Genomic DNA, 19,355 nt, shown 5'->3' with positions numbered 1-19,355 from the left:
ATTACAATTTACTACAACTTAAAATGTAACTATTCACTTTTAATTCAGTCGAACGGCCATACCCTGAACGCTAATTAAGGAGAATAGATCATGAACAGTCCACTTGAGCGTGAAGAGATCGAATTTATTTTTGATCTATACAGGCCCCAAGAGCAAGCGCCTAGCTTACCTTCAGAGCCTGCCAACTCTACATATAAAAACTTACGACAGCCAGAGCAAGTTAAAAACGAAGGCGTGTCTGAATACCTCAGCTAGGGTATTACCTATTGCGTTGCCTGCTCATTTTGTAAGAACGCTTTAATACAGTTTATTTCTGCCAGCTTAACCTCTTCGCCTATTTCTGGGCCTTTTTTGCCATTTTTAAGTGCAGCTTGCACTACCTGCTTTTTATCTAATTTTTGTAATTCATAAAAAATTGCACGCAGCTTAGCTCCTTGCGGATAGGGCTTATCTACGAGCGTGTCTCCTCGCCCTTGCGCATCACATTGGCATGCTTGGGTAAAAGCAATAAATCGCTCTGGGTGCACTAAAGCATTTAAATTATTGACAATTAATTTATGAATCGTTTGTGGTCTTAATTGCTCCAGCGTATGGCATAAGGTGTGATTATCGCTGGTGAGTACGCCAATATCACGAAAGCGATTAGGCACTTTTAAGCGCTCACAAAACTTTTCTACTACGGCTACCCCTTCGCGCTCATGACCGCGTAAATTACCGCGTTTTTTAAAGCTCAGTGCCTTACCAAAATCATGAGTTAATGCCGCAAACCGTGTTTCTAAATTAAAGTTTAAATCGGCGGCGCGCCTAAGTACCAACATAGTATGAACCAACACATCGCCTTCGGGGTGGTGATTGGCAGGTTGCGGCACACCGTCCATTTGCTCTATTTCAGGGAAAATACCTAAACCATGGAGTGCTTTAAAATAAAGTTCAGGGTGTTTTTCACCCAGTGCTTTTTCGGTTTCAAGCCATACGCGTTCAGGCACTAAATGATCAAGCTCACCTTTATTTTTAAGCTCACGCATTAATGCATACGTACTTGGGTGAATACGCCACTCACTTCCGTAGCGTGCCAAAAAACGCGCTATGCGTAATACCCTTACAGGGTCTTCTACAAAGGCCTCTGTGGTGTGGCGCAATATTTTATTGTGTAAATCACTTTGGCCATCAAAAGGGTCAATAACGGTGCCGTTTTCATCAAGTGCCATTGAGTTTATAGTTAAATCGCGCCTTGCAAGGTCTTCTTCGAGTGTGACATTAGGACTGGCGTCTACCACAAAGCCGGTATAGCCTTTACCGCTTTTTCGCTCAGTGCGTCCCAAGGCGTATTCTTCTTTTGTTTTTGGGTGTAAATAAACCGGAAAATCACTTCCTATAGGCACAAAACCAAGCGATTCCATCGTTTTGGGTGTTTCGCCTATAACAACATAATCGTTATCTTTTGATGCTATATTAAGAAGCTGGTCGCGTACCGCGCCACCAACAAGGTAAACTTGCTTAAGGTTGTGTTTCACTGTTTATCCTAATCACACTGGGTGGTTATTTGATATAGATCATACCATTAAAATAGCCATTGTTTGCCAAGCTTAAGTAAGCTCATTACAATAGCGCTTTATTTTAGCCGCAGCCTCACTCTCAATGAAAAATCATTCATCAAAAAAAGAACTTATGCTACTGCCTATATTACTTGTGGTTATTGTAATGTGCGTGGCGGGACACTTTTTACTACAGGCAAACTTTCAAGATAGCAACATGGTTGAATACATGTTGGCAGCGCTGCCCTTTGCAATGTTTGGCCTAGTTATTTTGGCATTTAAAATGGCGGCTAAAAGCGAAGCCAATGAGCAAAACGAGCAAGACTCTTAATCAAAGAATATAATATCCAAACCAATCGGGCTTAATTGGCTGAGTGTGCCCACTAGGCGTAAGCTTAATATTTAGTTGGCTGTCGAGTAAATCTATTGCAAAGCAGTCATCTACATCATGTAAATCATCTTTATGAATATGGCTAAGGCCTGCAAGTAAGTCGTTTTTAGCGCGCTGCTTGGCCTCTGTTGCGCTACTGGCAACATATAAGGCAAAGTCGTGTTGCTCTGCCATAGAGTCATTCCTGTAAGCGCCTAAATTAACAAAGTACAGCTGCTTATTTTGCTCAACATAACTATCAACGACCTCTACTTTATAACCGTCGATATGGTTAATTGCCATGTAGCTATCCATATGCACATTGTTTTTATCGCCTACCCATTGGCTTTTTAGCTTTGAATAAGTTTGCTCAATACTTTGCCCTACTACAAAGCGAATATCGTGCATTTCTATGTGGCAGCCTTGAATCCGCCCACCTAGATACACCATAAATAACTGCATTTAATTACCTTGATCGTAAATTACACTAATTTATCGACATCAATATTGTGTTTTTTTATTAGCTTATAAAAGTCTGAACGGTTTCGTTTAGCAAGCTTTGCGCCTTCGGCTACATTACCGCCTGCCATTTTGAGGGTATTTATTACATAATCGCGCTCAAACTCTTTTTTGGCATCATTTAAAGAAAGCGGCTCGGCACTGGCTTGGTTTGAGTTAAGTGCATTTAGCACTAAATGCGCAGAAATAACCTCACTGGCACTTAATGCAACCACTTGCTCTACAACATTTTGTAACTGGCGAATATTCCCTGGCCAGTCGTAACGTACCAGTGCATGCATGGCATCGTTTGCAAAACGTTTTTCTTTTTGGTTCATTCGCTTTGCAATACTGGCGCTAAAGTGCTGAGCAAGCAGACTTATATCTTCTCGGCGCTCACACAGCGGCGGTAATTTTAAATTAACAACGTTTAGGCGGTAGTATAAATCTTCCCTAAATTGTTGATTGCTAATCGCATCGGGTAAATTTTTATGCGTGGCCGATACAATGCGCACATCAATAGGAATTTCTTCTTGAAAGCCCACCGGGCGTATGGTTTTTTCTTGTAGTACACGCAGCAACTTAACTTGTAAATTAAGCGGCATATCGCCAATTTCATCTAAAAATAAGGTGCCGCCCTGCGCTTGCTGAAACAAACCTTGGTGATCTTTTACAGCCCCAGTAAATGCCCCCTTTTTATGGCCAAATAATTCTGACTCTAAAAGCTCCCCTGGCACTGCGCCACAGTTAATGGCCACAAAAGGCCCTTCACTTACATGGCTGTGTTGATGAATCGCTTGCGCCAATAACTCTTTACCTGTACCACTGGCGCCTGAAATAAGCACATTTACTTGGGTTGGCCCTAATAATTTTACTTGTTCAAGTAGGTGTAACATAGCGCCACTGCGCGTGACTATATTACTTTTTTGAGGCGATTCTTCTGCGTTAACGCCATGTATTTCAATGGCTTTGGCTAGGCTGTCAAATAGCTCATCTTTATCTACCGGTTTTGTTATAAACGCAAAAATACCTTGTTTTGTCGCCTCAACCGCATCGGGAATAGAGCCATGCGCTGTCATCATTATTACCGGCAATGCTGGGTAGCGGCTTTGTAATTGGCGATGTAAGGCCATGCCGTCCATTTCGTCCATACGCAGGTCTGTTATAACTGCATCAAACACGTGGCTTTTAAGAACTTGCAATGCAAGTATGCCGCTTTCACAGGTAGTTACTTCGTACCCTTTAGACTCGATTCTTAGCGCGAGTAATTTAAGTAAACTTGCATCATCATCAACAAGTAATACTTTTGCACCTTGTGCTGTGTGTGTTGCCATGATTACTGCTCCTTAGTGTCTTCGCGTAGTAATAACTGTTGCTCTATTGTGGCTAAAGACGATAACGTTTGCTGCATTTTGTCATTTAACGCCTGCTGCTCTTTTAGCGCATTGATTTGCCGAGTAACATGCTGCTTTTGAAGCCATAAATATTGTTTAATAGGGTCTGGCCAAAAGTAGGCTAAATCGAGTTTTTGCAAGCGCGCCATTACCTCTTCGGGTGCGCTTGAAGTATTAATACACATGTATTTAAAAAAGCGTTTTAGCTCTTTTTCACCTAGATAAGTGTGTAGGCTTGGTTTTACTTTAAAACCACCACATTGATTAGCATGCCATGCAACAACACGTGCTGCGCTGGGATAAACGGGATCACTTTTAGGACGCTTTTTAGGATTTGGCACCGCATTTTTTGCAGGTGCAGCCTCCTGTGACACAGCTGCTGTTTGTGTGTTATTTATTTCACAGCCAGCTAAAATAACCGCACTACTGAGCACACATAAAATAGCTATTAAACGCGTACGCATGCTATTAAACTCCTTGATTAATTAAAGGTATTTTTATTGTAAATAAGCAGCCTTGAGGCTGGTTATGCTCAACACTGAGCTGACCTTGTAACTGCTCAACCGACTCTTTTACTATGGTTAAACCTAGGCCACTGCCTTGCAGCGTAACATCTTTATTATGCTTACCTTGGTAAAATGCGCTGAATATCTGGTTTTTTTCTTGCTCTTTAATGCCACAGCCTTCATCGCGCACTTGAATTGTTAGTCGCTTTTGCTCAAGCGCTAAGGTTACATCTACGCTTTGCCCTGTATTTGAAAACTTTAACGCATTAGAAATGAGCTGAATAAGGGTCATTTCTATCAGCTCTGCGGGTAATGCAAGTGGCTGTTTTGTTGTGCTGTTATGCCAATTTAAACTTTGCTGCTTAGCCGTTAAACGGTGCTCAAAGTGGCTGTTTATTTTATTTATTAAATTATCAAATTCGACTTCGCTAACGCTGTCTTTACTGGTTCTGATAGCGTTATAACTAAGCAGGCTGTCAATCATAGTGCGCAAACGCACCATAGATTGGCTAATAAGCTCAAGCACAGCTTGCTGCTCTTTTGTAATAGGCCCGACGATTTCATCGCTAAGTAAGTCGGTGCCCTCAACCATTGAAGCCAACGGCGTTTTAAGCTCATGGGTTACATGGCGTAAAAAGGTATCTTTTTGTTGCTCGAGCATATGTAGCTGCTCTTGCACCCATTGTAGTTTTTCGCCCAATTCCACCAGCTCACTTGAACCTTGCACTGCTATTTTTTGCTGCCAGTGCCCTTGCCCTAGTTTATCTATTACCGACGTAAGCCCTTTTAAACGTTTACTTATGCGCCATAAAAACCCTCCACCAACAAGTAAAGTAAGCGGTATAAGCGCCACTAACCAGTTAATAAACGAGCTTTGCAAAGTACTTAACTCATTTTGGTTGTTTTGAATTTGCGCTGCATTTGTATCGCGCAACCACACCGTAAGCTCAGCCACTAAATCGCTAATAGGCACAAACAATGCTGCATCTTGTTGGTTATTTTCAATCAAAGCTTGATGAGTGCTACGTAATGTTGTTGCTAAGCGACGCCACTGCATAGTGTATTGCTGTGAGGCACTGGCTTGGCTAAGAGTGTCGATTGTTTGTAATGAGGATTGCCATTTTTCGTTTATTAACGTGTCGAGCGACTCGCTTTTTAAAACCCAGTTTTGACGCGTTGCCCGCTCAAGACTATTAAGCTCTTGCTTTAAAAAGTTAAACGACTTAGTAACTTGGTAATTATTACTGACAATAAGCTGAGTAACAGCGAGCTGCTTATTTAATGCATTTAAAAAAACAATAACCACTAAACTAAGCGGCAGTAACGACAGCAGCATACTTATTATAAACTGACCTATTAAGTTAGGCCGCCAATTAAGCATTGCACGATACTTGTTAGCAAGCGTTACAGGCATTATCATTTCCTTTTATTGTTTTAAGCGCTCTATTTTAGTTACTTACCTTATACTCTCGCTGAATCAACTTCTATATTTAACCCAACATATCCACTTGTTGCTATTTAGCAACACGCTAAGTTATTGATAACTATGCTAAGTATTAATACTGCGTACTGCCTGTTGCAAAATTAACACATATATAAGTAAATATTTCCGATTAGCGCCAAACAATACACGTAAGTCATTGATTTTAATTAATTATATATATTGGCACTATTTTTGTAATAGTGAGTGCAACTTTAATCAATAAGGAAATTAAATGAACAACCGCTTTTTAGTAATTTTACCCATGCTGGCTTTTGGGTTTATGGGCACAGATGCAATAGCTATGGACGTTCAAGCTACATTTAATGAGCTAGATAAAGACAGTAATGGCACACTTAGCGAATCAGAAGCGGGTGAAGATGCCGTGTTACACGAAAACTTTTCACAAATAGACACTAACCAAGATGGTCAGTTATCGCTAAGTGAATTCAAAAAGTTTATTCAGTAAATTCATTTAATAAGGAACATAATTATGAAACAACTTATCGCAGCATTTGCATTAATGTTTTTAGCAATTAGCGCCACGGCTTTAGCCTCTTCTGTCAACATTCGCTTTGCTCATTTAGACAAAGATATGGATGGCGCTGTGTCGCTTGCAGAAGCAAAGCAAGACAAAGAAGTCATGAGACAATTTGCCGATTTAGATGAAAACGAAGATAAAGAAATCTCAAAAGAAGAGTTTCAAAACTTTAAACCTTAATTAAGTTTTACTTAAGCTTTTACCTAGTAAGCTAGGTATCAAAAGCATTTGCCATAATCCCTGAGGGAATGTGTAAACGGATTTAATGTTGGGAAGTTAAATTATGGCAAGTGCTTTTTTTATTAATCTACAAACACTGTATGTTGGAAGGAAAACCATGAAGTGTGTTTTTTTTAGTGTTATCGCTATTACCATGATCAGCTTTAATGCTGTTGCGTTAGATGTTAAACAACGTTTTGATCACCTTGATGCCAATAAAAACGGCTTCTTAACAGAAGACGAACTAGAGCCACAACCTCAGCTACTCAGCACCTTTACTCGCTGGGATAAAAACCAAGACAAACAAATCTCGCTTCTTGAATTTAAAGACTATTTAACCAATAACCTTTACTGAGTATAAGTATGAAGACTGTAAGCTATTTAGCGCTTATTGCGCTGGGCCTTTTTAGCGATGCAACCCTTGCCCAAAGTACAGAAATTGCCGATAAATTTGAAAAGTTTGACCGTAACCACGATGGTTTTTTAACCCGTTCAGAAACCGCTATTGACCCCGCCCTTTGGTCACGCTTTTCAAGTTATGATAAAGATAAAGACGGTAGACTTACCCTTTCGGAATATGGCATATACGCCAGTAAGTAACTCTTTTTTTATAAGCGTAAGTGCTAAATTTTTAACAGCCCTTACGCTTTTAAGCTATCTACCTCAACATATTGGTATTCTAAAAGTGAGTTTGCTAGGGTTATTTTACTAACAATAAAAAATAACCAACTTATGCAACTCAAAAAACTATTTAACCCACTACTGCTTGCCGGCTTATTTGTAAGCAGTACTGTGATTGCGCAAACGCAGGTCATTTATAACGCTAATGGTTACACCCCCTTATACCAAGGCGGTATACAAACGTTTTCTACTTTAGTGATTAAAAACGGTAAAGTTGTAAAAACTGGAGACGATACGCTTAAAAGCACTTTCCCTGATGCTAAACTCATTGATGCCAAAGGTAATACGTTACTGCCAGGGTTAATTGACGCTCACGGGCATGTGATTGGCCTTGGCGATAACTTATCGCAACTTGATGTACGCGGTGCCAAGTCGGTTGACGAAATAACCACAAAATTAAAAAGCTTTGCTGAAAATAAACAAGGCTGGATTTTAGGCCGAGGCTGGAACCAAGAGCTTTGGAGCAATACACGCTTTCCAACCGCCAAAGACTTAGACAACGTAGTCAATGACCGCCCAGTGGTACTTTCGCGCGTTGATAGTCATGCAATTTGGGTTAACAGCAAAGCATTAGAGCTGGCCGGCATTACCGCGGCCACTCAAGCCCCTGAGGGCGGCGAAATAATAAAAGATGAATTTGGTAATCCAACCGGTATTTTTGTTGATAAGGCCGAGTCGTTAATTACCCAGCATATGAGCGCCCCTTCAAAACAAGCTATAAGCGACTCATTAGATGCCGCAGGCGCGCATTTATTAAGCTTAGGGATCACCTCAACTCACGATGCTGGTATTGATAAAACCACTTGGGAAGTTTATAAAGCGCGCAGCGAGCAAGGTGATTTGCCGCTAAGAATAGTCGCCATGCTAAGTGCCGCTAGCCCCGATTTAGAGTACATGCTTAAAGCTGGGCGCTACCAAGATGCAGCATCGTTTATGTCTATCCGCAGTGTAAAAGTGTACGCTGATGGTGCATTAGGCTCGCGCGGGGCTGCACTAATTGATGACTACGCAGATAGAAAAAACCACCATGGCCTAATGCTAGAAACTCAAGCTAAGCTTGAAGAGTTATTTACTTTAAGCTTCAAAAATGGCTTTAGCGCCAACACCCATGCAATTGGCGATAAGGCAAATAAAGTGGTACTTGATGCGTATCAAAACGTGTTTAAGCAAACAGGCGGTATGTTACTGCGTAACCGCATAGAACACGCACAAATTGTTACCCCTGATGACATTCCACGTTTTAAAGCACTTAAAATCATTCCGTCTATGCAGCCAGTGCATGCCACCTCCGATATGCATATGGCTGAGCAGCGCTTAAGTGATAACCAATTACAAGGTGCATATGCATGGCAAACATTTTTACAGCAAGGCTCTGTGATTGCTGCAGGCTCTGACTACCCGGTAGAGCTGGCAAATCCATTTGATGGCTTGTATTCAGCCATTACCCGTATGGATCATAATAAGTTGCCTGAAAACGGTTGGCGCGCAAGCGAAGTACTAAGCCGCGAACAAGCCCTCAGAGCATTTACACTGGGCGGCGCGTATGCAGCGCACCAAGAGTTTAAAATCGGCAGCTTAGAAAACTCAAAGTGGGCAGACTTTATTTTAATAGACAAAGACTACTTTAAAGTCCCTGTGGATGAGATTTATAAAACACAGGTTTTACAGACTTGGATTGCTGGAGAATTACGCTTTGAAAAAGAATAGGTTACAAAACAGACAAACTTAAAAATAAATGAATTTATTATGAATATTTATTAAAGTAATTAAAAAGTATGTCGATAAGTGGGGGTATTTTAAAAACCTCTTATGTTTCAGGAAGAAAACATGTTATCTAAAAAAATATCTCTTACTTTATCGACTCTTTTTACTTTATCGCTTTCTGCATGCTCTACTCACCCAGTTTATAATGGTCATGCTCCCCATAATAATATTGGTCATCATAACGCTCATAGCCGCTACTCAGACATTCACCAACCTCGTGTAAATAATTGGCAATTTCCTGAAAATAACTACCGTCCTATTAACAGTAGTAAGTTGTTAAGTAACTATACAGAGCAATTAGCAATGAAGCTGATTGAAAATATGAACTACATCAACAGTGGAACCCCTGTGGCAATTACTTCGTTTGTGAATTTAGATGACAATTTACAAACCACTAATATATTTGGTAATCACTTAGCTGAAAGCTTTATTACTGAAATGCAGGAATTTGGTTTATCGGTCGTTGATTACAAGCACACAGGTGCTGTGCATGTAACCCCGTTAGGTGACTTCTCGTTTAGTCGTAATGGTAAAGAAATTAAAGGTTATCCGCATATCGAATACACTTTATCAGGCACGCTAACTTATACAAATCGCGGTGTTATTGTTAACGCTCGAATTATTGGTGCAAAATCTAAAGTGGTGGTCTCATCTGCAAAAGGGTTTATACCAAGCTTTGTTGTTGAGTCACTTTACCCAACTCGCAGAACTGATGGCATTGTTTTAGACGCGGTGCTTTAAAACAAAAAAGGGTTAACTTAAATGTTAACCCTTTTTTTGAATTTTTAGCTTCACGCTTCTTTGACTTTTGGCTGTCGGTATAGCTTTATAATATGGTACATATTTACCAGCGCCAACAAGCCATTAGTAAACGCAACAGGCACAGCGCCAATAGCCACGCCATATACAGTAAATACTATACAGCCAAACATATTATACCAACGCAGTTTTACAACATCGGTCATAGTTAACGATGCAACCAATAAAGCTGATGCAATATAACCTAAATATTCCCAACTCAATTGTTCTCTCCTACCCTTTAGGTTAGCATTACGCTAATGCTAAGCTGTGGCACTTGTCAGTGTTGCAAAGTATAAAATAAAAAAACTAACTTGCTTAAAAAACCTTAAAAAGTATATTGGTTGTAGCCAATTACTTCCTAAATCATTACACGGGAAATGAAGGTATTGCGTACTTAGCAAGGCTAATTACAGTAGCAAGTTAGTATAAATTCTTAGAACCTTAATAATATCGTCATTAAGGTGTAATAAATAGGACAATTGTCCGAAGAGCATATTGATGTTTCAATACCATTTTTCTAGTTATCTTGTTGAACAGTTACTCACCTTTGCAGGAAGTAGTTATCAACAATCAAAAAAAGAAGTGCTGATCCACCAAGATCAACCACTTAGTAAACTTGTGCTGGTGCGCAGCGGGACTATTTCGTTTAGTTATGATGTAGGTAACGGACGTCGCCTATTATTAGGCCAGTTAGATTGCAACAACACCCTAATTGGTGAAATAGAAGCGCTTAACAATAACCCATGTATTTATACGGTCACTTGTTTTAGTGATGTAACCTACAACTTAATAGAGCTTCGTCACTGGCGAGCATTGCTTTTAGAAAAGCCAGAGCTGAGCTTATACACCGCACAAACCATTGCGGCTAAATTTCAAGAAAACCAAAAAATTAATTTAGATAAGTTACTGTTGCCTTTAAGCTACAACATTGCTAAAGACTGCCTATTAAGGGCCGAGAACAATAACCCAACGCTACTGCGTGCATATCCAACGGTTAACGCCGAGGCTGAGCGCTTTGCAACCACTGAGCGAGCATATCGTCGTGTGGTAACTGAGCTTGTTGAAAAAGGCTTAGTGCAGCGCAGCTCTCACGGATTAAAAGCCGTCGATACGCAAAGTTTAAGTGACTATGTAGATAGCTTTGCACAGCTTTAAAGAAGCTAAAAGCGCACACAAAAAAAGGCCGTTATGGCCTTTTTTAGTTTTTATGGTCTTTATTTGCATTGCGCTACAGCAGCAATGTATTTAAACCGAGCAGACTAACAAGCCCCCGTACAAATAAACTCCTACTTAACGCTTTGGCAATTACTTGTCTAATAAAATATCTTGGATATTTACTAAATCAGATTTACCTTCAATAATTTCATCTGGCGTTAAACCCGATAACTCATGCGGGAACACTAACCACTCTTCTGACTCATGAATAAAGTAATCTGGCACCATCTCTACTTTTGAGTTTTTAGGCTTATAGTATGGGCATGCCACACGAATATCGCGTGGTAAGTTTAAACGCATAAGCTCAGAAAGCTTTTCTTTTAGTGCAAATATACTGCGACCAGAATCAAACACATCATCAACAATAAGTAGTGAATCGCCCGCGTTGGCGTTTTCTACAATGTAGTGTAGGCCGTGTACTTTTATTTCTTTAGATTGCTTGCCAATACCGTAATAAGACGACGTACGCACCGCAATGTGATCAGTCTCAATGCCTTTGTAATCGTAGTATTCTTGCACAGCAATACCAATAGGTGCACCACCTCGCCAAATACCAATTATAAAGTCTGGACGAAAGCCATCTTTATAAACTTGTGCCGCTACGCGGAATGAATCTTCAAGTAGCTGTTGAGCTGTGATGTAGCACTTATCTGACATAGTTTAGAACCCCAGTGGTGAGTATAACATTTGAGTGTAGGCGCTTTAGCCAATAATTAAACACCCAAACAGGTATTGGCGAAGGATTTTACCGTAAATAAAAATAAATTGCTTGCCTGCAAATAGCAAAATAGGCACCAATGGGTGCCTATTTTATGTATTAAACGCTTAGTTACGTACTATTAAGCTTTTTCTAACAATGTACGAGCCACTGTGCGCATACCTTGTGTAGTTGCACCAGCAGCCCATTGGCTCGTGCTGCCCATATTAAATGCTGCGGCTAAATCTATGTGTACCCAACCTTTACCATCGTTTGGTACAAAGCGAGATAAAAAGCCAGCCGCATTTGAAGCGCCGCCGTAACCACCGCCTTTTTGAGCACGGCTGTTAGCAGTGTCAGCGTATGGTGATGGGCAGTTTTGCTGGTGCCATTTTTCAAGAGGCAGAGGCCATGCAGCTTCCATTTCTTGCGATGCAAAGTCTTCTACTTCACGAACCAACTCTTTATCAAGGGCAAATAAGGCATTGTACTCTTGACCAACAGCCACTAGTGCAGCTCCGGTAAGTGTTGCCGCATCAATAATAAGTGGAGCGCCAGTCTCACCTGCAGCCATTAGGCCATCGGCAAGCACTAAACGCCCTTCAGCATCGGTATTTACAATCTCTACCGTAGTACCATTTTTGTACGTTAAAATGTCACCTAACTTATAGGCATGACCCGAGATTAAGTTCTCTGCACAGCATAAAAACAGCTTAATGCGTTTTTCTATACCGCGGTTAATAGCCAATGCTAAACCCGCTGTTACCGTTGCCGCGCCACCCATGTCGCACTTCATTCCTAGCATACCTTCGCTAGATTTAATTGAGTAACCGCCTGAGTCAAACGTAATACCTTTACCTACAAGTGCTGCACTTACCGGCGCATTTTCATCGCCTGTTGGGTTGTAATCTAGCTCAAGTAAAACAGGTGGGCGCTCAGAGCCACGGCCCACAGCATGAATGCCAATCCATTGTTGCTCTAATAATGCATCGCCTTTAATAATTTGATAGCTCACGTGTTCAGGCGCTAATGATTGAATAAATTCAGCCGCTTTTTCAGCAAGGCTCTCCGGGTAAATGTCATCGGCTGTGCCGTTTACCATTTCTCGTGCCCACGTAGCTGAGGCTTTTAAATGCGCAAGCTCGTTTAGATCTGATTGTGCGTTATCAACAAATTCAACACCATGTAATGATTTAGGTGTTACAAATCCTTGATAAAAAGCCCATTGGCTTTCTGTGCACCATGTATCGCCCGCAAGCTCAACCTGTTTAACACCTTGGCTTGCAATTGTTCGCGCCGCTTTTTGAACATTTTTTAATGTTTCTTGCTCAGATAAATGCACCGTGGCGCCTTGCTCGTTAAAAGACAACGCCGCGTTTTCGCCCCAATGGCTTGGTGCTGCTTGCTCGCTTAGTTGAACAACAAATTTTTCACTCATGTTAGAATACCCTTACACTTAAATGTGCCACCGAGTTTACTATAGTGAGTACAAGTTCCCAACAGCTTGAGATAAATAACATAAACCAACGCATCAGCCGCGTTTAGCATTGGAATTTAAATGAAATACACCCCAGCTTTACAGCCCGCTACATTATTAAAACGCTATAAACGCTTTTTAGCCGACCTCCAACTTAACGATGGCACTGAATTTACCGCACACTGTGCTAACACAGGTAAAATGACTGGTTGCGCAGAGCCTGGGTTTAGCGCATTTTATTCAACAAGCGATAACAGTAAACGAAAATACCCTCATTCGTTAGAGCTCACCCAAAACAGCCTCTCGCAGCTGATATGTGTAAATACCGCCGTGGCAAATAAAGTAATCGAAGAGGCTATCAACAACCAGCTTATTACAGAGCTTAACGGCTATGAGCAACTTCAAAGTGAAGTAAAATATGGCAGCGAAAACAGCCGTATCGATTTTTTACTCACCAGTGACAACAAACCCGCTTGCTATGTAGAGGTCAAGTCAGTCACCTTGTTAAGCGAAACTGCACCTCAAAGTGGGCAAGGCTACTTCCCTGATGCTCAAACCGTGCGGGGGCAAAAACACATTCGCGAATTAATAGAAATGATCGAACAAGGCCACCGCGCAGTATTACTGTTCGCTGTTTTACACCAAGGTATTAATACCGTGAGTGCAGCAAGCCACATAGATAAAAAATACAGCGATTTGTTAAACCAGGCGATTAAAAAAGGCGTGGAGGTATACGCTTACAAAGCAACTATTTCGCCAAGCGAAGTAACACTGAGTGAAAAAGTGGCCTTTAAATAAAAAAATTAACTTGCTTTTAAACTTTATGCCCATATAACTAGGCAAGTTTAAATACCGAAATAACGATTAATAAAGCATCAAAATTAAAATATGAGCCTTTTTAGTCAACACACTGGTTGAAGCTAATTCGATTAATTAAAAAATAAATTTGCCTAGGGTATAAGATTCTGCTATTTATACCGCCGGCTAATGCTGAGGCATTAAATTAAGGATTTAGGAGAGAGTTATGCCAGACCAACAAAGACATGGTTTATTGGCTCAAGCCGGTTTAGAACCATACCAAGAAAAGCCGGGCGAAGAGTATATGAATGAAGCACAACGTGCTCATTTTAAAGCGATTTTAGAAGCGTGGCGTAACGACTTACGTAATGAAGTTGACCGCACAAAATCGCATATGCAAGACGAAGCTGCCAACTTTCCTGATCCAGTTGACCGCGCTGCACAAGAAGAAGAGTTCTCTTTAGAACTTCGTACTCGTGACCGCGAACGTAAACTGATCAAAAAAATTGAAAAAACAATCAATTTAATTAAAGAAGATGATTTTGGCTTTTGTGAGTCATGCGGAATCGAAATTGGTATTCGTCGTTTAGAAGCGCGTCCAACAGCAGATTTATGCGTAGACTGTAAAACCCTTGCAGAAATTAAAGAAAAACAAGCTGGGCGCGGTTAATTAAAATTAGTTAACTATGTCTCCTACAGCCGTTACCACGCCAAAGCGTGACTATCGCGGTCGATTTGCACCGTCTCCTTCTGGGCCACTTCATTTTGGCTCACTTGTGGCGGCTGTGGGCAGCTACCTTGATGCTAAAGTAAATCAGGGTAAATGGTTAGTGCGCATTGAAGATATTGACACCACCCGTGTAGTCAAAAATGCCGACTCCGATATTCTAAATACCTTACAAGCCTACGGCCTTTATTGGGACGAACCCGTTGTTTATCAAACTCAGCGACTACCCCTTTATCAGGAAATAACAAACTCCCTGATCCAACAACACTGTGTGTATGGTTGTCGCTGCTCTCGCAAACAAATAAAAGCCATGGGTGGCATTTACCAAGGCCACTGCAAAGCGCTTAACTTATCAACAGAGCAAGGTGCACTTCGTCTTAGCCAACAGCACCCAACCTGCCATTTTAACGATTTGATTCAAGGGAGCATTACCGTAAATAGTGCATTAGCCCATGAAGATTACATAATAAAGCGAAGTGACGGATTATTTGCCTACCAGCTGGTGGTGGTTATTGATGACATTGAGCAAGGCATTAATCGTGTAGTACGCGGCGCCGATTTAATCGAGCCCACAGCACGGCAAATCAGTTTATTTAAACAACTTAATGCGGCCATTCCCCAATACGCACATTTACCCCTTGCGGTTGCAGAGCCTGGCTTTAAACTTTCTAAACAAAATTACGCGCCCGCTATTAGCACAGATAACCCAAAACCTGCACTTATTGATGCATTTGAATTTTTAAACTTACCTGTACATAGTCAATTAAATGATTTATCTGTAGAGCAATTAATTGCGTGGGCCATTAACGAATTTAGCTTAACAGCGGTGCCAAGCATACCTGAAATTCAAATTTCGCAAGGTCAGCATCCAAACAGCACTAAATTTACGCATTTAAGCAAATAAAAAACTTAAAAACGGCTTAATTTCAGTCCATCAACTTAATTTTTATACCGCGCTGGTATATGATAGCCGCCTAAATAGAGGCTATTTACAATAAATTCAAAGCACCGCACTATAATACCTAATTTAGGTGCTTTTTGATTGCGATGACCAGCCAATCATCATTTCTGTAGGAGACAGATTATTATTTCCAAGCTTTTTCAATTTTGCAGGCAAATAATCGGCCCAAATGCCGATGTGCAAAGCACTCAAACAAGTGATGAACCGGTTGTTGTAACACGCGGCGAACATGGTATTTCACGTAAACAATTTAGCCCAAATGCAATCAAAGTACTTTACCGTTTAAAAGACGGTGGTTACGACGCTTACCTAGTAGGTGGTTGTATTCGCGATATATTGTTAGGTCAACAGCCAAAAGACTTTGACGTAGTGACCAATGCCACTCCAGAGCAAGTTAAAAAACTATTTAGAAATTGCCGCCTTATTGGTCGCCGCTTTCGCTTAGCGCATATTGTTTTTGGTCGCGAAATCATAGAAGTAGCCACCATGCGCGGGCACCATGAAGCGCAAGAAGACAAAAACCAAATTAGCCAATCAAGCGAACACGGGCAATTACTGCGCGATAACGTGTATGGTAGCATTGAAGAAGATGCCGAGCGCCGTGACTTTTCTATCAATGCGCTGTACTACTCGATTAACGATTTTTGTATATACGATTACGCCAATGGCTTAGCGGCTATAAAAGCAAAGCAAATTGAGTTAATTGGCGACCCAGAAACGCGCTACCGTGAAGACCCTGTGCGTATGCTGCGTGCGGTACGCTTTGCAACCAAGCTTGATATGAGCATTGCGCCTAAAAGCGAAAAGCCTATTACTGCGCTTGCCAGCCTACTCGATAACATTCCGCCAGCGCGTTTATTTGAAGAAGTGTTAAAGCTGTTTTTAAACGGTAAAGCCGAAGCAAACTATTTAATGCTACGACAATACGGCTTATTTAAATCGTTATTTCCGGTGCTTGATAAAATTTTAGATAAAAACCCTGACGGCTTAGAAGCGGCGTTTATTCAACAAATGTTTCAAAACACCGATAAACGCATTAATGCTGATAAAAAAGTCACGCCTGCATTTATATTTGCCGCTTTACTCTGGTTCCCGCTGCTTGAACGTGCAGATAAAATTAAACAACAAGAACAACTCTCTTACTTTGATGCATTTGCACAAGCAATGAATAAAGTATTAAGTGAAAACGCCCAGCATATAGCCGTACCAAAACGCTTTACCCTAGGCGCTCGCGATATTTGGCATATACAGCAACGTTTAGATAAACGTGCCGGGCAACGTGCTTACAGACTTACCCAGCAACCACGCTTTAAAGCCGCTTACGACTTTTTATTATTACGCGTTGATGCCGGTGAGCAACAACATAGTGAACTTGCTCAGTGGTGGACTCAGTACTTAAGCCAAGATATAAACGGCCAAAAAGACATGGTAAAAAATCTAGGCCATCAAGGTGGGCCTAAACCACGTAAGCGCTCACGCCGCCGCACCACTAAAAAGCCGACTGAGTAATTGTATGCAGTGTGTATATTTGGGTTTAGGTGCCAACCTAAACTCACCCAAAGAGCAGCTTGATAACGCAGTTTATGCGCTTAAAAAGCTGCCGCATAGCGAATTTATAAGTGTATCGCATTACTATGCAAGCAAGCCCATGGGGCCACAAGATCAACCCGACTACGTCAATGCCGTTGCGTGTATTAACACCGCGCTTGAACCTGAGCAATTACTTGATTTAACGCAAGCCATAGAGCTTGAGCATGGGCGAGTAAGAAAAGCCGAGCGCTGGGGGCCGCGTACCCTCGATATAGATACCTTACTGTTTGGGCAGCAAGTTATTAATAACGAACGTTTAACTGTGCCACATTATGGCCTGTGCGAACGTGAGTTTGTAGTTTACCCTTTACTTGAGCTTGCCCCAGAACTGATTTTACCAAGCGGCATTGCATTAAAAACCATTGCGCAAGACTTACCGCTCAACGACTTACAACAATTACCTCTGTAATTAACCAAGGCTTATGCCTGCGAGGATATTATGTCTAAAATAACCGTTTCTACTTTAAATAAAATGAAAGCAGAAAATAACAAGATCACCGCATTAACCGCATATGATGCCAGTTTTGCTAAGTTATTTCATGATAACGGCGTGGATGTTATTTTAGTTGGCGACTCTTTAGGCATGGTGCTACAAGGCGGCGACGATACCTTAGCAGTTACAAACCAAGATATAGCCTATCATACCCGCTGTGTACGTGGTGGCAGCCGTGAGCTTTTTGTAATAGCCGATATGCCCTTTATGAGCTATTCAAACGTTAGCGACACCTGTAAAAATGCAGCAGAATTAATGCGTGCCGGCGCTAATATGGTAAAACTTGAAGGCGGTGAATGGCTTTACGACAGCATTAAAAGCTTAACGCAGCAAGGTATTCCTGTGTGTGGCCATTTAGGATTAACGCCGCAATCGGTACACGTATTTGGTGGCTTTAAAATTCAAGGACGCGAAGACGACAAAGCGCAAAAAATGATTGACGATGCAAAAGCACTTGAAGATGCAGGCGCCCAATTATTAGTGCTTGAGTGTATCCCAAGTGCGCTTGCTAAACGCATTACCGATGCCGTGACTATTCCTACTATAGGTATTGGCGCAGGCAATGTAACAGATGGCCAAATACTGGTAATGCACGACTTAGTGGGTATTTCTGCAGGATATATTCCTAAATTTTCTAAAAACTTTTTACTAGAAACTGGCAACATGCCAGATGCAGTTAAAAAATATTGTACAGACGTTAAAAGTGGCGCATTTCCAAGCGCCGAACATGAGTTTAAATAATGCAGTCAATTACTGAAATTAAATCGTTACGTAGTCAAGTTAAAGCGTGGCGCCAAGCAGGCTTAAGCGTGGCTTTAGTGCCAACCATGGGCAACTTGCACCAAGGCCATTTTTCGTTAGTCGAAAAGGCTAAAACAATGGCAGACAAAGTGGTTGTGAGCATTTTTGTCAACCCAATGCAATTTGGTGCCAACGAAGATTTAGATAGCTACCCACGTACATTAAATGAAGACAAACAAGGCTTAGCCGACTTAAACACCGATATTGTATTTACCCCAAGCGTAGATACTATTTACCCAAACGGGCTGGGTGAGCAAAGCTTTGTAGATGTACCGGGTGTTTCTATGGGGTATTGCGGCGGCACGCGCCCTGGGCACTTTAGAGGCGTTGCCACGGTAGTAACTAAGTTATTTAATTTAGTACAGCCAGATTATGCATGCTTTGGCGAAAAAGACTTTCAGCAACTACAAGTGATAAAAACCATGGTACGCGATTTATCAATTCCGGTTGAAATTATCGGCGTACCGACCATGCGTGAAGTATCAGGGCTTGCTATGAGCTCGCGTAATGGCTATTTATCTGCAGAGCAAAAAGCCACCGCGACCGCATTATTTAAAACCCTAAACAGTTGCGCTGAGCAGCTCAAAACAGGTAATACCGATTACAAAGCACTTGAGCAAATAGCAAAAAGTAGTTTAGAACAAGCCGGCTTAAAGCCTGACTATTTTGAGATAGCTCAACGAGATACATTAAAAGCTGCTACACTTGATGATACACAACTTGTTATTTTAGCTGCCGCCTTTTTAGGTAATGTTAGATTAATCGACAATTTACAAGTTGAGATTTAACAAAAGCGCAGCTCAACGT

The 19,355-nt window shown here is 41.3% G+C and carries 24 protein-coding genes; 16 read left to right on the top strand and 8 right to left on the bottom strand.

Features of this window, described 5'->3' with window-relative positions; translation table 11 throughout:
- Nucleotides 1-90: 90 nt before the first annotated feature.
- The gene (locus WDB87_RS06585) at nucleotides 91-255 is read left to right on the top strand and encodes a hypothetical protein (RefSeq protein ID WP_286245107.1); all 165 of its coding nucleotides are present in this window, start codon (nucleotides 91-93) and stop codon (nucleotides 253-255) included.
- A gap of 8 nt (nucleotides 256-263) precedes the next feature.
- On the opposite strand, the gene WDB87_RS06580 is transcribed toward WDB87_RS06585, so the two are convergent.
- Nucleotides 264-1,514, bottom strand: a complete 1,251-nt coding sequence (locus WDB87_RS06580; protein ID WP_286245108.1) for a multifunctional CCA addition/repair protein — start codon at nucleotides 1,512-1,514, stop codon at nucleotides 264-266.
- Nucleotides 1,515-1,638: 124 nt separating this feature from the next.
- On the opposite strand from WDB87_RS06580, the gene WDB87_RS06575 reads away from it, so the two are divergent.
- The gene (locus tag WDB87_RS06575; RefSeq protein ID WP_337849407.1) at nucleotides 1,639-1,866 is read left to right on the top strand and encodes a hypothetical protein; all 228 of its coding nucleotides are present in this window, start codon (nucleotides 1,639-1,641) and stop codon (nucleotides 1,864-1,866) included.
- Here WDB87_RS06575 and WDB87_RS06570 read toward each other — a convergent pair whose 3' ends face one another.
- From WDB87_RS06570 to WDB87_RS06555, 4 genes are read right to left on the bottom strand one after another with little or no spacing between them, the layout of a single operon-like run.
- On the bottom strand, nucleotides 1,867-2,367 hold the full coding sequence (locus tag WDB87_RS06570; protein ID WP_337849406.1) for a DUF1543 domain-containing protein: 501 nt from the start codon (nucleotides 2,365-2,367) through the stop codon (nucleotides 1,867-1,869).
- Nucleotides 2,368-2,387: 20 nt separating this feature from the next.
- Nucleotides 2,388-3,737, bottom strand: coding sequence for a sigma 54-interacting transcriptional regulator (locus WDB87_RS06565; RefSeq protein ID WP_337849405.1), 1,350 nt, complete (start codon nucleotides 3,735-3,737; stop codon nucleotides 2,388-2,390).
- A gap of 2 nt (nucleotides 3,738-3,739) precedes the next feature.
- A complete protein-coding gene (locus WDB87_RS06560; protein WP_337849404.1) occupies nucleotides 3,740-4,261 on the bottom strand; it encodes a hypothetical protein in 522 nt (173 codons plus the stop codon).
- A 4-nt stretch (nucleotides 4,262-4,265) separates the two neighbouring features.
- A complete protein-coding gene (locus WDB87_RS06555) occupies nucleotides 4,266-5,717 on the bottom strand; it encodes a HAMP domain-containing sensor histidine kinase (protein WP_337849403.1) in 1,452 nt (483 codons plus the stop codon).
- A 301-nt stretch (nucleotides 5,718-6,018) separates the two neighbouring features.
- Here WDB87_RS06555 and WDB87_RS06550 point away from each other — a divergent pair, with 301 nt between their 5' ends.
- The 6 genes from WDB87_RS06550 (at nucleotide 6,019) to WDB87_RS06525 (ending at nucleotide 9,729) form a co-directional block, all read left to right on the top strand.
- Nucleotides 6,019-6,252, top strand: a complete 234-nt coding sequence (locus tag WDB87_RS06550; RefSeq protein ID WP_004586103.1) for a calcium dependent protein — start codon at nucleotides 6,019-6,021, stop codon at nucleotides 6,250-6,252.
- Between the two features lie 24 nt (nucleotides 6,253-6,276).
- Nucleotides 6,277-6,504 (top strand): hypothetical protein, encoded by a 228-nt coding sequence (locus tag WDB87_RS06545; protein ID WP_286245114.1) that lies wholly within the window; start codon nucleotides 6,277-6,279, stop codon nucleotides 6,502-6,504.
- Between the two features lie 157 nt (nucleotides 6,505-6,661).
- Nucleotides 6,662-6,898, top strand: coding sequence for an EF-hand domain-containing protein (locus tag WDB87_RS06540; RefSeq protein ID WP_286245115.1), 237 nt, complete (start codon nucleotides 6,662-6,664; stop codon nucleotides 6,896-6,898).
- 8 nt (nucleotides 6,899-6,906) lie between these two features.
- Entirely contained in the window at nucleotides 6,907-7,143 is a 237-nt protein-coding gene (locus tag WDB87_RS06535) for an EF-hand domain-containing protein (RefSeq protein WP_337849402.1), read from the top strand.
- Between the two features lie 132 nt (nucleotides 7,144-7,275).
- Nucleotides 7,276-8,931: an amidohydrolase gene (locus WDB87_RS06530; protein ID WP_337849401.1), complete on the top strand. Its 1,656-nt coding sequence runs from the start codon at nucleotides 7,276-7,278 to the stop codon at nucleotides 8,929-8,931.
- Nucleotides 8,932-9,051: 120 nt separating this feature from the next.
- Complete coding sequence (locus WDB87_RS06525) at nucleotides 9,052-9,729, top strand: FlgO family outer membrane protein (RefSeq protein ID WP_286245118.1); 678 nt, start codon at nucleotides 9,052-9,054, stop codon at nucleotides 9,727-9,729.
- Between the two features lie 50 nt (nucleotides 9,730-9,779).
- On the opposite strand, the gene WDB87_RS06520 is transcribed toward WDB87_RS06525, so the two are convergent.
- Nucleotides 9,780-10,010 (bottom strand): uroporphyrinogen decarboxylase, encoded by a 231-nt coding sequence (locus tag WDB87_RS06520; protein WP_286245119.1) that lies wholly within the window; start codon nucleotides 10,008-10,010, stop codon nucleotides 9,780-9,782.
- Nucleotides 10,011-10,287: 277 nt separating this feature from the next.
- Here WDB87_RS06520 and WDB87_RS06515 point away from each other — a divergent pair, with 277 nt between their 5' ends.
- On the top strand, nucleotides 10,288-10,944 hold the full coding sequence (locus tag WDB87_RS06515; RefSeq protein WP_004586096.1) for a Crp/Fnr family transcriptional regulator: 657 nt from the start codon (nucleotides 10,288-10,290) through the stop codon (nucleotides 10,942-10,944).
- A gap of 150 nt (nucleotides 10,945-11,094) precedes the next feature.
- Here the strand turns inward: WDB87_RS06515 and WDB87_RS06510 are convergent, their stop codons facing one another.
- Together WDB87_RS06510 and pepB are read right to left on the bottom strand one after the other, a co-directional pair.
- On the bottom strand, nucleotides 11,095-11,661 hold the full coding sequence (locus WDB87_RS06510; RefSeq protein ID WP_004586095.1) for a phosphoribosyltransferase: 567 nt from the start codon (nucleotides 11,659-11,661) through the stop codon (nucleotides 11,095-11,097).
- A gap of 182 nt (nucleotides 11,662-11,843) precedes the next feature.
- Entirely contained in the window at nucleotides 11,844-13,139 is a 1,296-nt protein-coding gene (pepB, locus tag WDB87_RS06505) for an aminopeptidase PepB (RefSeq protein ID WP_286245120.1), read from the bottom strand.
- Nucleotides 13,140-13,259: 120 nt separating this feature from the next.
- Between pepB and sfsA the strand changes: the two genes are divergently transcribed.
- The 7 genes from sfsA to panC all read left to right on the top strand — a co-directional run bounded on the left by sfsA (nucleotide 13,260) and on the right by panC (nucleotide 19,336).
- Nucleotides 13,260-13,976: a DNA/RNA nuclease SfsA gene (gene sfsA, locus WDB87_RS06500; RefSeq protein WP_286245121.1), complete on the top strand. Its 717-nt coding sequence runs from the start codon at nucleotides 13,260-13,262 to the stop codon at nucleotides 13,974-13,976.
- Nucleotides 13,977-14,202: 226 nt separating this feature from the next.
- Complete coding sequence (gene dksA / locus WDB87_RS06495; RefSeq protein WP_286245122.1) at nucleotides 14,203-14,646, top strand: RNA polymerase-binding protein DksA; 444 nt, start codon at nucleotides 14,203-14,205, stop codon at nucleotides 14,644-14,646.
- A 16-nt stretch (nucleotides 14,647-14,662) separates the two neighbouring features.
- Complete coding sequence (gene gluQRS, locus WDB87_RS06490; protein WP_337849400.1) at nucleotides 14,663-15,607, top strand: tRNA glutamyl-Q(34) synthetase GluQRS; 945 nt, start codon at nucleotides 14,663-14,665, stop codon at nucleotides 15,605-15,607.
- Nucleotides 15,608-15,841: 234 nt separating this feature from the next.
- Nucleotides 15,842-17,173, top strand: coding sequence for a polynucleotide adenylyltransferase PcnB (gene pcnB / locus WDB87_RS06485; protein ID WP_286245124.1), 1,332 nt, complete (start codon nucleotides 15,842-15,844; stop codon nucleotides 17,171-17,173).
- A gap of 4 nt (nucleotides 17,174-17,177) precedes the next feature.
- The gene (gene folK / locus WDB87_RS06480; protein ID WP_337849399.1) at nucleotides 17,178-17,663 is read left to right on the top strand and encodes a 2-amino-4-hydroxy-6-hydroxymethyldihydropteridine diphosphokinase; all 486 of its coding nucleotides are present in this window, start codon (nucleotides 17,178-17,180) and stop codon (nucleotides 17,661-17,663) included.
- 30 nt (nucleotides 17,664-17,693) lie between these two features.
- On the top strand, nucleotides 17,694-18,488 hold the full coding sequence (panB, locus tag WDB87_RS06475; RefSeq protein ID WP_286245126.1) for a 3-methyl-2-oxobutanoate hydroxymethyltransferase: 795 nt from the start codon (nucleotides 17,694-17,696) through the stop codon (nucleotides 18,486-18,488).
- The gene (panC, locus tag WDB87_RS06470) at nucleotides 18,488-19,336 is read left to right on the top strand and encodes a pantoate--beta-alanine ligase (RefSeq protein ID WP_286245127.1); all 849 of its coding nucleotides are present in this window, start codon (nucleotides 18,488-18,490) and stop codon (nucleotides 19,334-19,336) included. The genes panB and panC overlap by 1 nt, the downstream gene beginning before the upstream one ends.
- The last annotated feature ends 19 nt before the right edge of the window (nucleotides 19,337-19,355 follow it).

This window comes from Pseudoalteromonas sp. C12FD-1 (assembly GCF_037414265.1).
Classification (GTDB): Bacteria; Pseudomonadota; Gammaproteobacteria; order Enterobacterales; family Alteromonadaceae; genus Pseudoalteromonas.
Note: the sequence above shows the minus strand (reverse complement) of the source record. Positions and strands in the feature narration are given on the sequence as shown.

Bases quoted from the DNA above. Each gene is read 5' to 3' on its own strand.
- WDB87_RS06585 (WP_286245107.1), top strand. From the start codon at position 91: ATGAACAGTCCACTTGAGCGTGAAGAGATCGAATTTATTTTTGATCTA.
- WDB87_RS06575 (WP_337849407.1), top strand. From the start codon at position 1,639: ATGAAAAATCATTCATCAAAAAAAGAACTTATGCTACTGCCTATATTA.
- WDB87_RS06570 (WP_337849406.1), bottom strand. From the start codon at position 2,367: ATGCAGTTATTTATGGTGTATCTAGGTGGGCGGATTCAAGGCTGCCAC.
- WDB87_RS06565 (WP_337849405.1), bottom strand. From the start codon at position 3,737: ATGGCAACACACACAGCACAAGGTGCAAAAGTATTACTTGTTGATGAT.
- WDB87_RS06560 (WP_337849404.1), bottom strand. From the start codon at position 4,261: ATGCGTACGCGTTTAATAGCTATTTTATGTGTGCTCAGTAGTGCGGTT.
- WDB87_RS06555 (WP_337849403.1), bottom strand. From the start codon at position 5,717: ATGCCTGTAACGCTTGCTAACAAGTATCGTGCAATGCTTAATTGGCGG.
- WDB87_RS06550 (WP_004586103.1), top strand. From the start codon at position 6,019: ATGAACAACCGCTTTTTAGTAATTTTACCCATGCTGGCTTTTGGGTTT.
- WDB87_RS06545 (WP_286245114.1), top strand. From the start codon at position 6,277: ATGAAACAACTTATCGCAGCATTTGCATTAATGTTTTTAGCAATTAGC.
- WDB87_RS06540 (WP_286245115.1), top strand. From the start codon at position 6,662: ATGAAGTGTGTTTTTTTTAGTGTTATCGCTATTACCATGATCAGCTTT.
- WDB87_RS06535 (WP_337849402.1), top strand. From the start codon at position 6,907: ATGAAGACTGTAAGCTATTTAGCGCTTATTGCGCTGGGCCTTTTTAGC.
- WDB87_RS06530 (WP_337849401.1), top strand. From the start codon at position 7,276: ATGCAACTCAAAAAACTATTTAACCCACTACTGCTTGCCGGCTTATTT.
- WDB87_RS06525 (WP_286245118.1), top strand. From the start codon at position 9,052: ATGTTATCTAAAAAAATATCTCTTACTTTATCGACTCTTTTTACTTTA.
- WDB87_RS06515 (WP_004586096.1), top strand. From the start codon at position 10,288: ATGTTTCAATACCATTTTTCTAGTTATCTTGTTGAACAGTTACTCACC.
- WDB87_RS06510 (WP_004586095.1), bottom strand. From the start codon at position 11,661: ATGTCAGATAAGTGCTACATCACAGCTCAACAGCTACTTGAAGATTCA.
- pepB (WP_286245120.1), bottom strand. From the start codon at position 13,139: ATGAGTGAAAAATTTGTTGTTCAACTAAGCGAGCAAGCAGCACCAAGC.
- sfsA (WP_286245121.1), top strand. From the start codon at position 13,260: ATGAAATACACCCCAGCTTTACAGCCCGCTACATTATTAAAACGCTAT.
- dksA (WP_286245122.1), top strand. From the start codon at position 14,203: ATGCCAGACCAACAAAGACATGGTTTATTGGCTCAAGCCGGTTTAGAA.
- gluQRS (WP_337849400.1), top strand. From the start codon at position 14,663: ATGTCTCCTACAGCCGTTACCACGCCAAAGCGTGACTATCGCGGTCGA.
- folK (WP_337849399.1), top strand. From the start codon at position 17,178: ATGCAGTGTGTATATTTGGGTTTAGGTGCCAACCTAAACTCACCCAAA.
- panB (WP_286245126.1), top strand. From the start codon at position 17,694: ATGTCTAAAATAACCGTTTCTACTTTAAATAAAATGAAAGCAGAAAAT.
- panC (WP_286245127.1), top strand. From the start codon at position 18,488: ATGCAGTCAATTACTGAAATTAAATCGTTACGTAGTCAAGTTAAAGCG.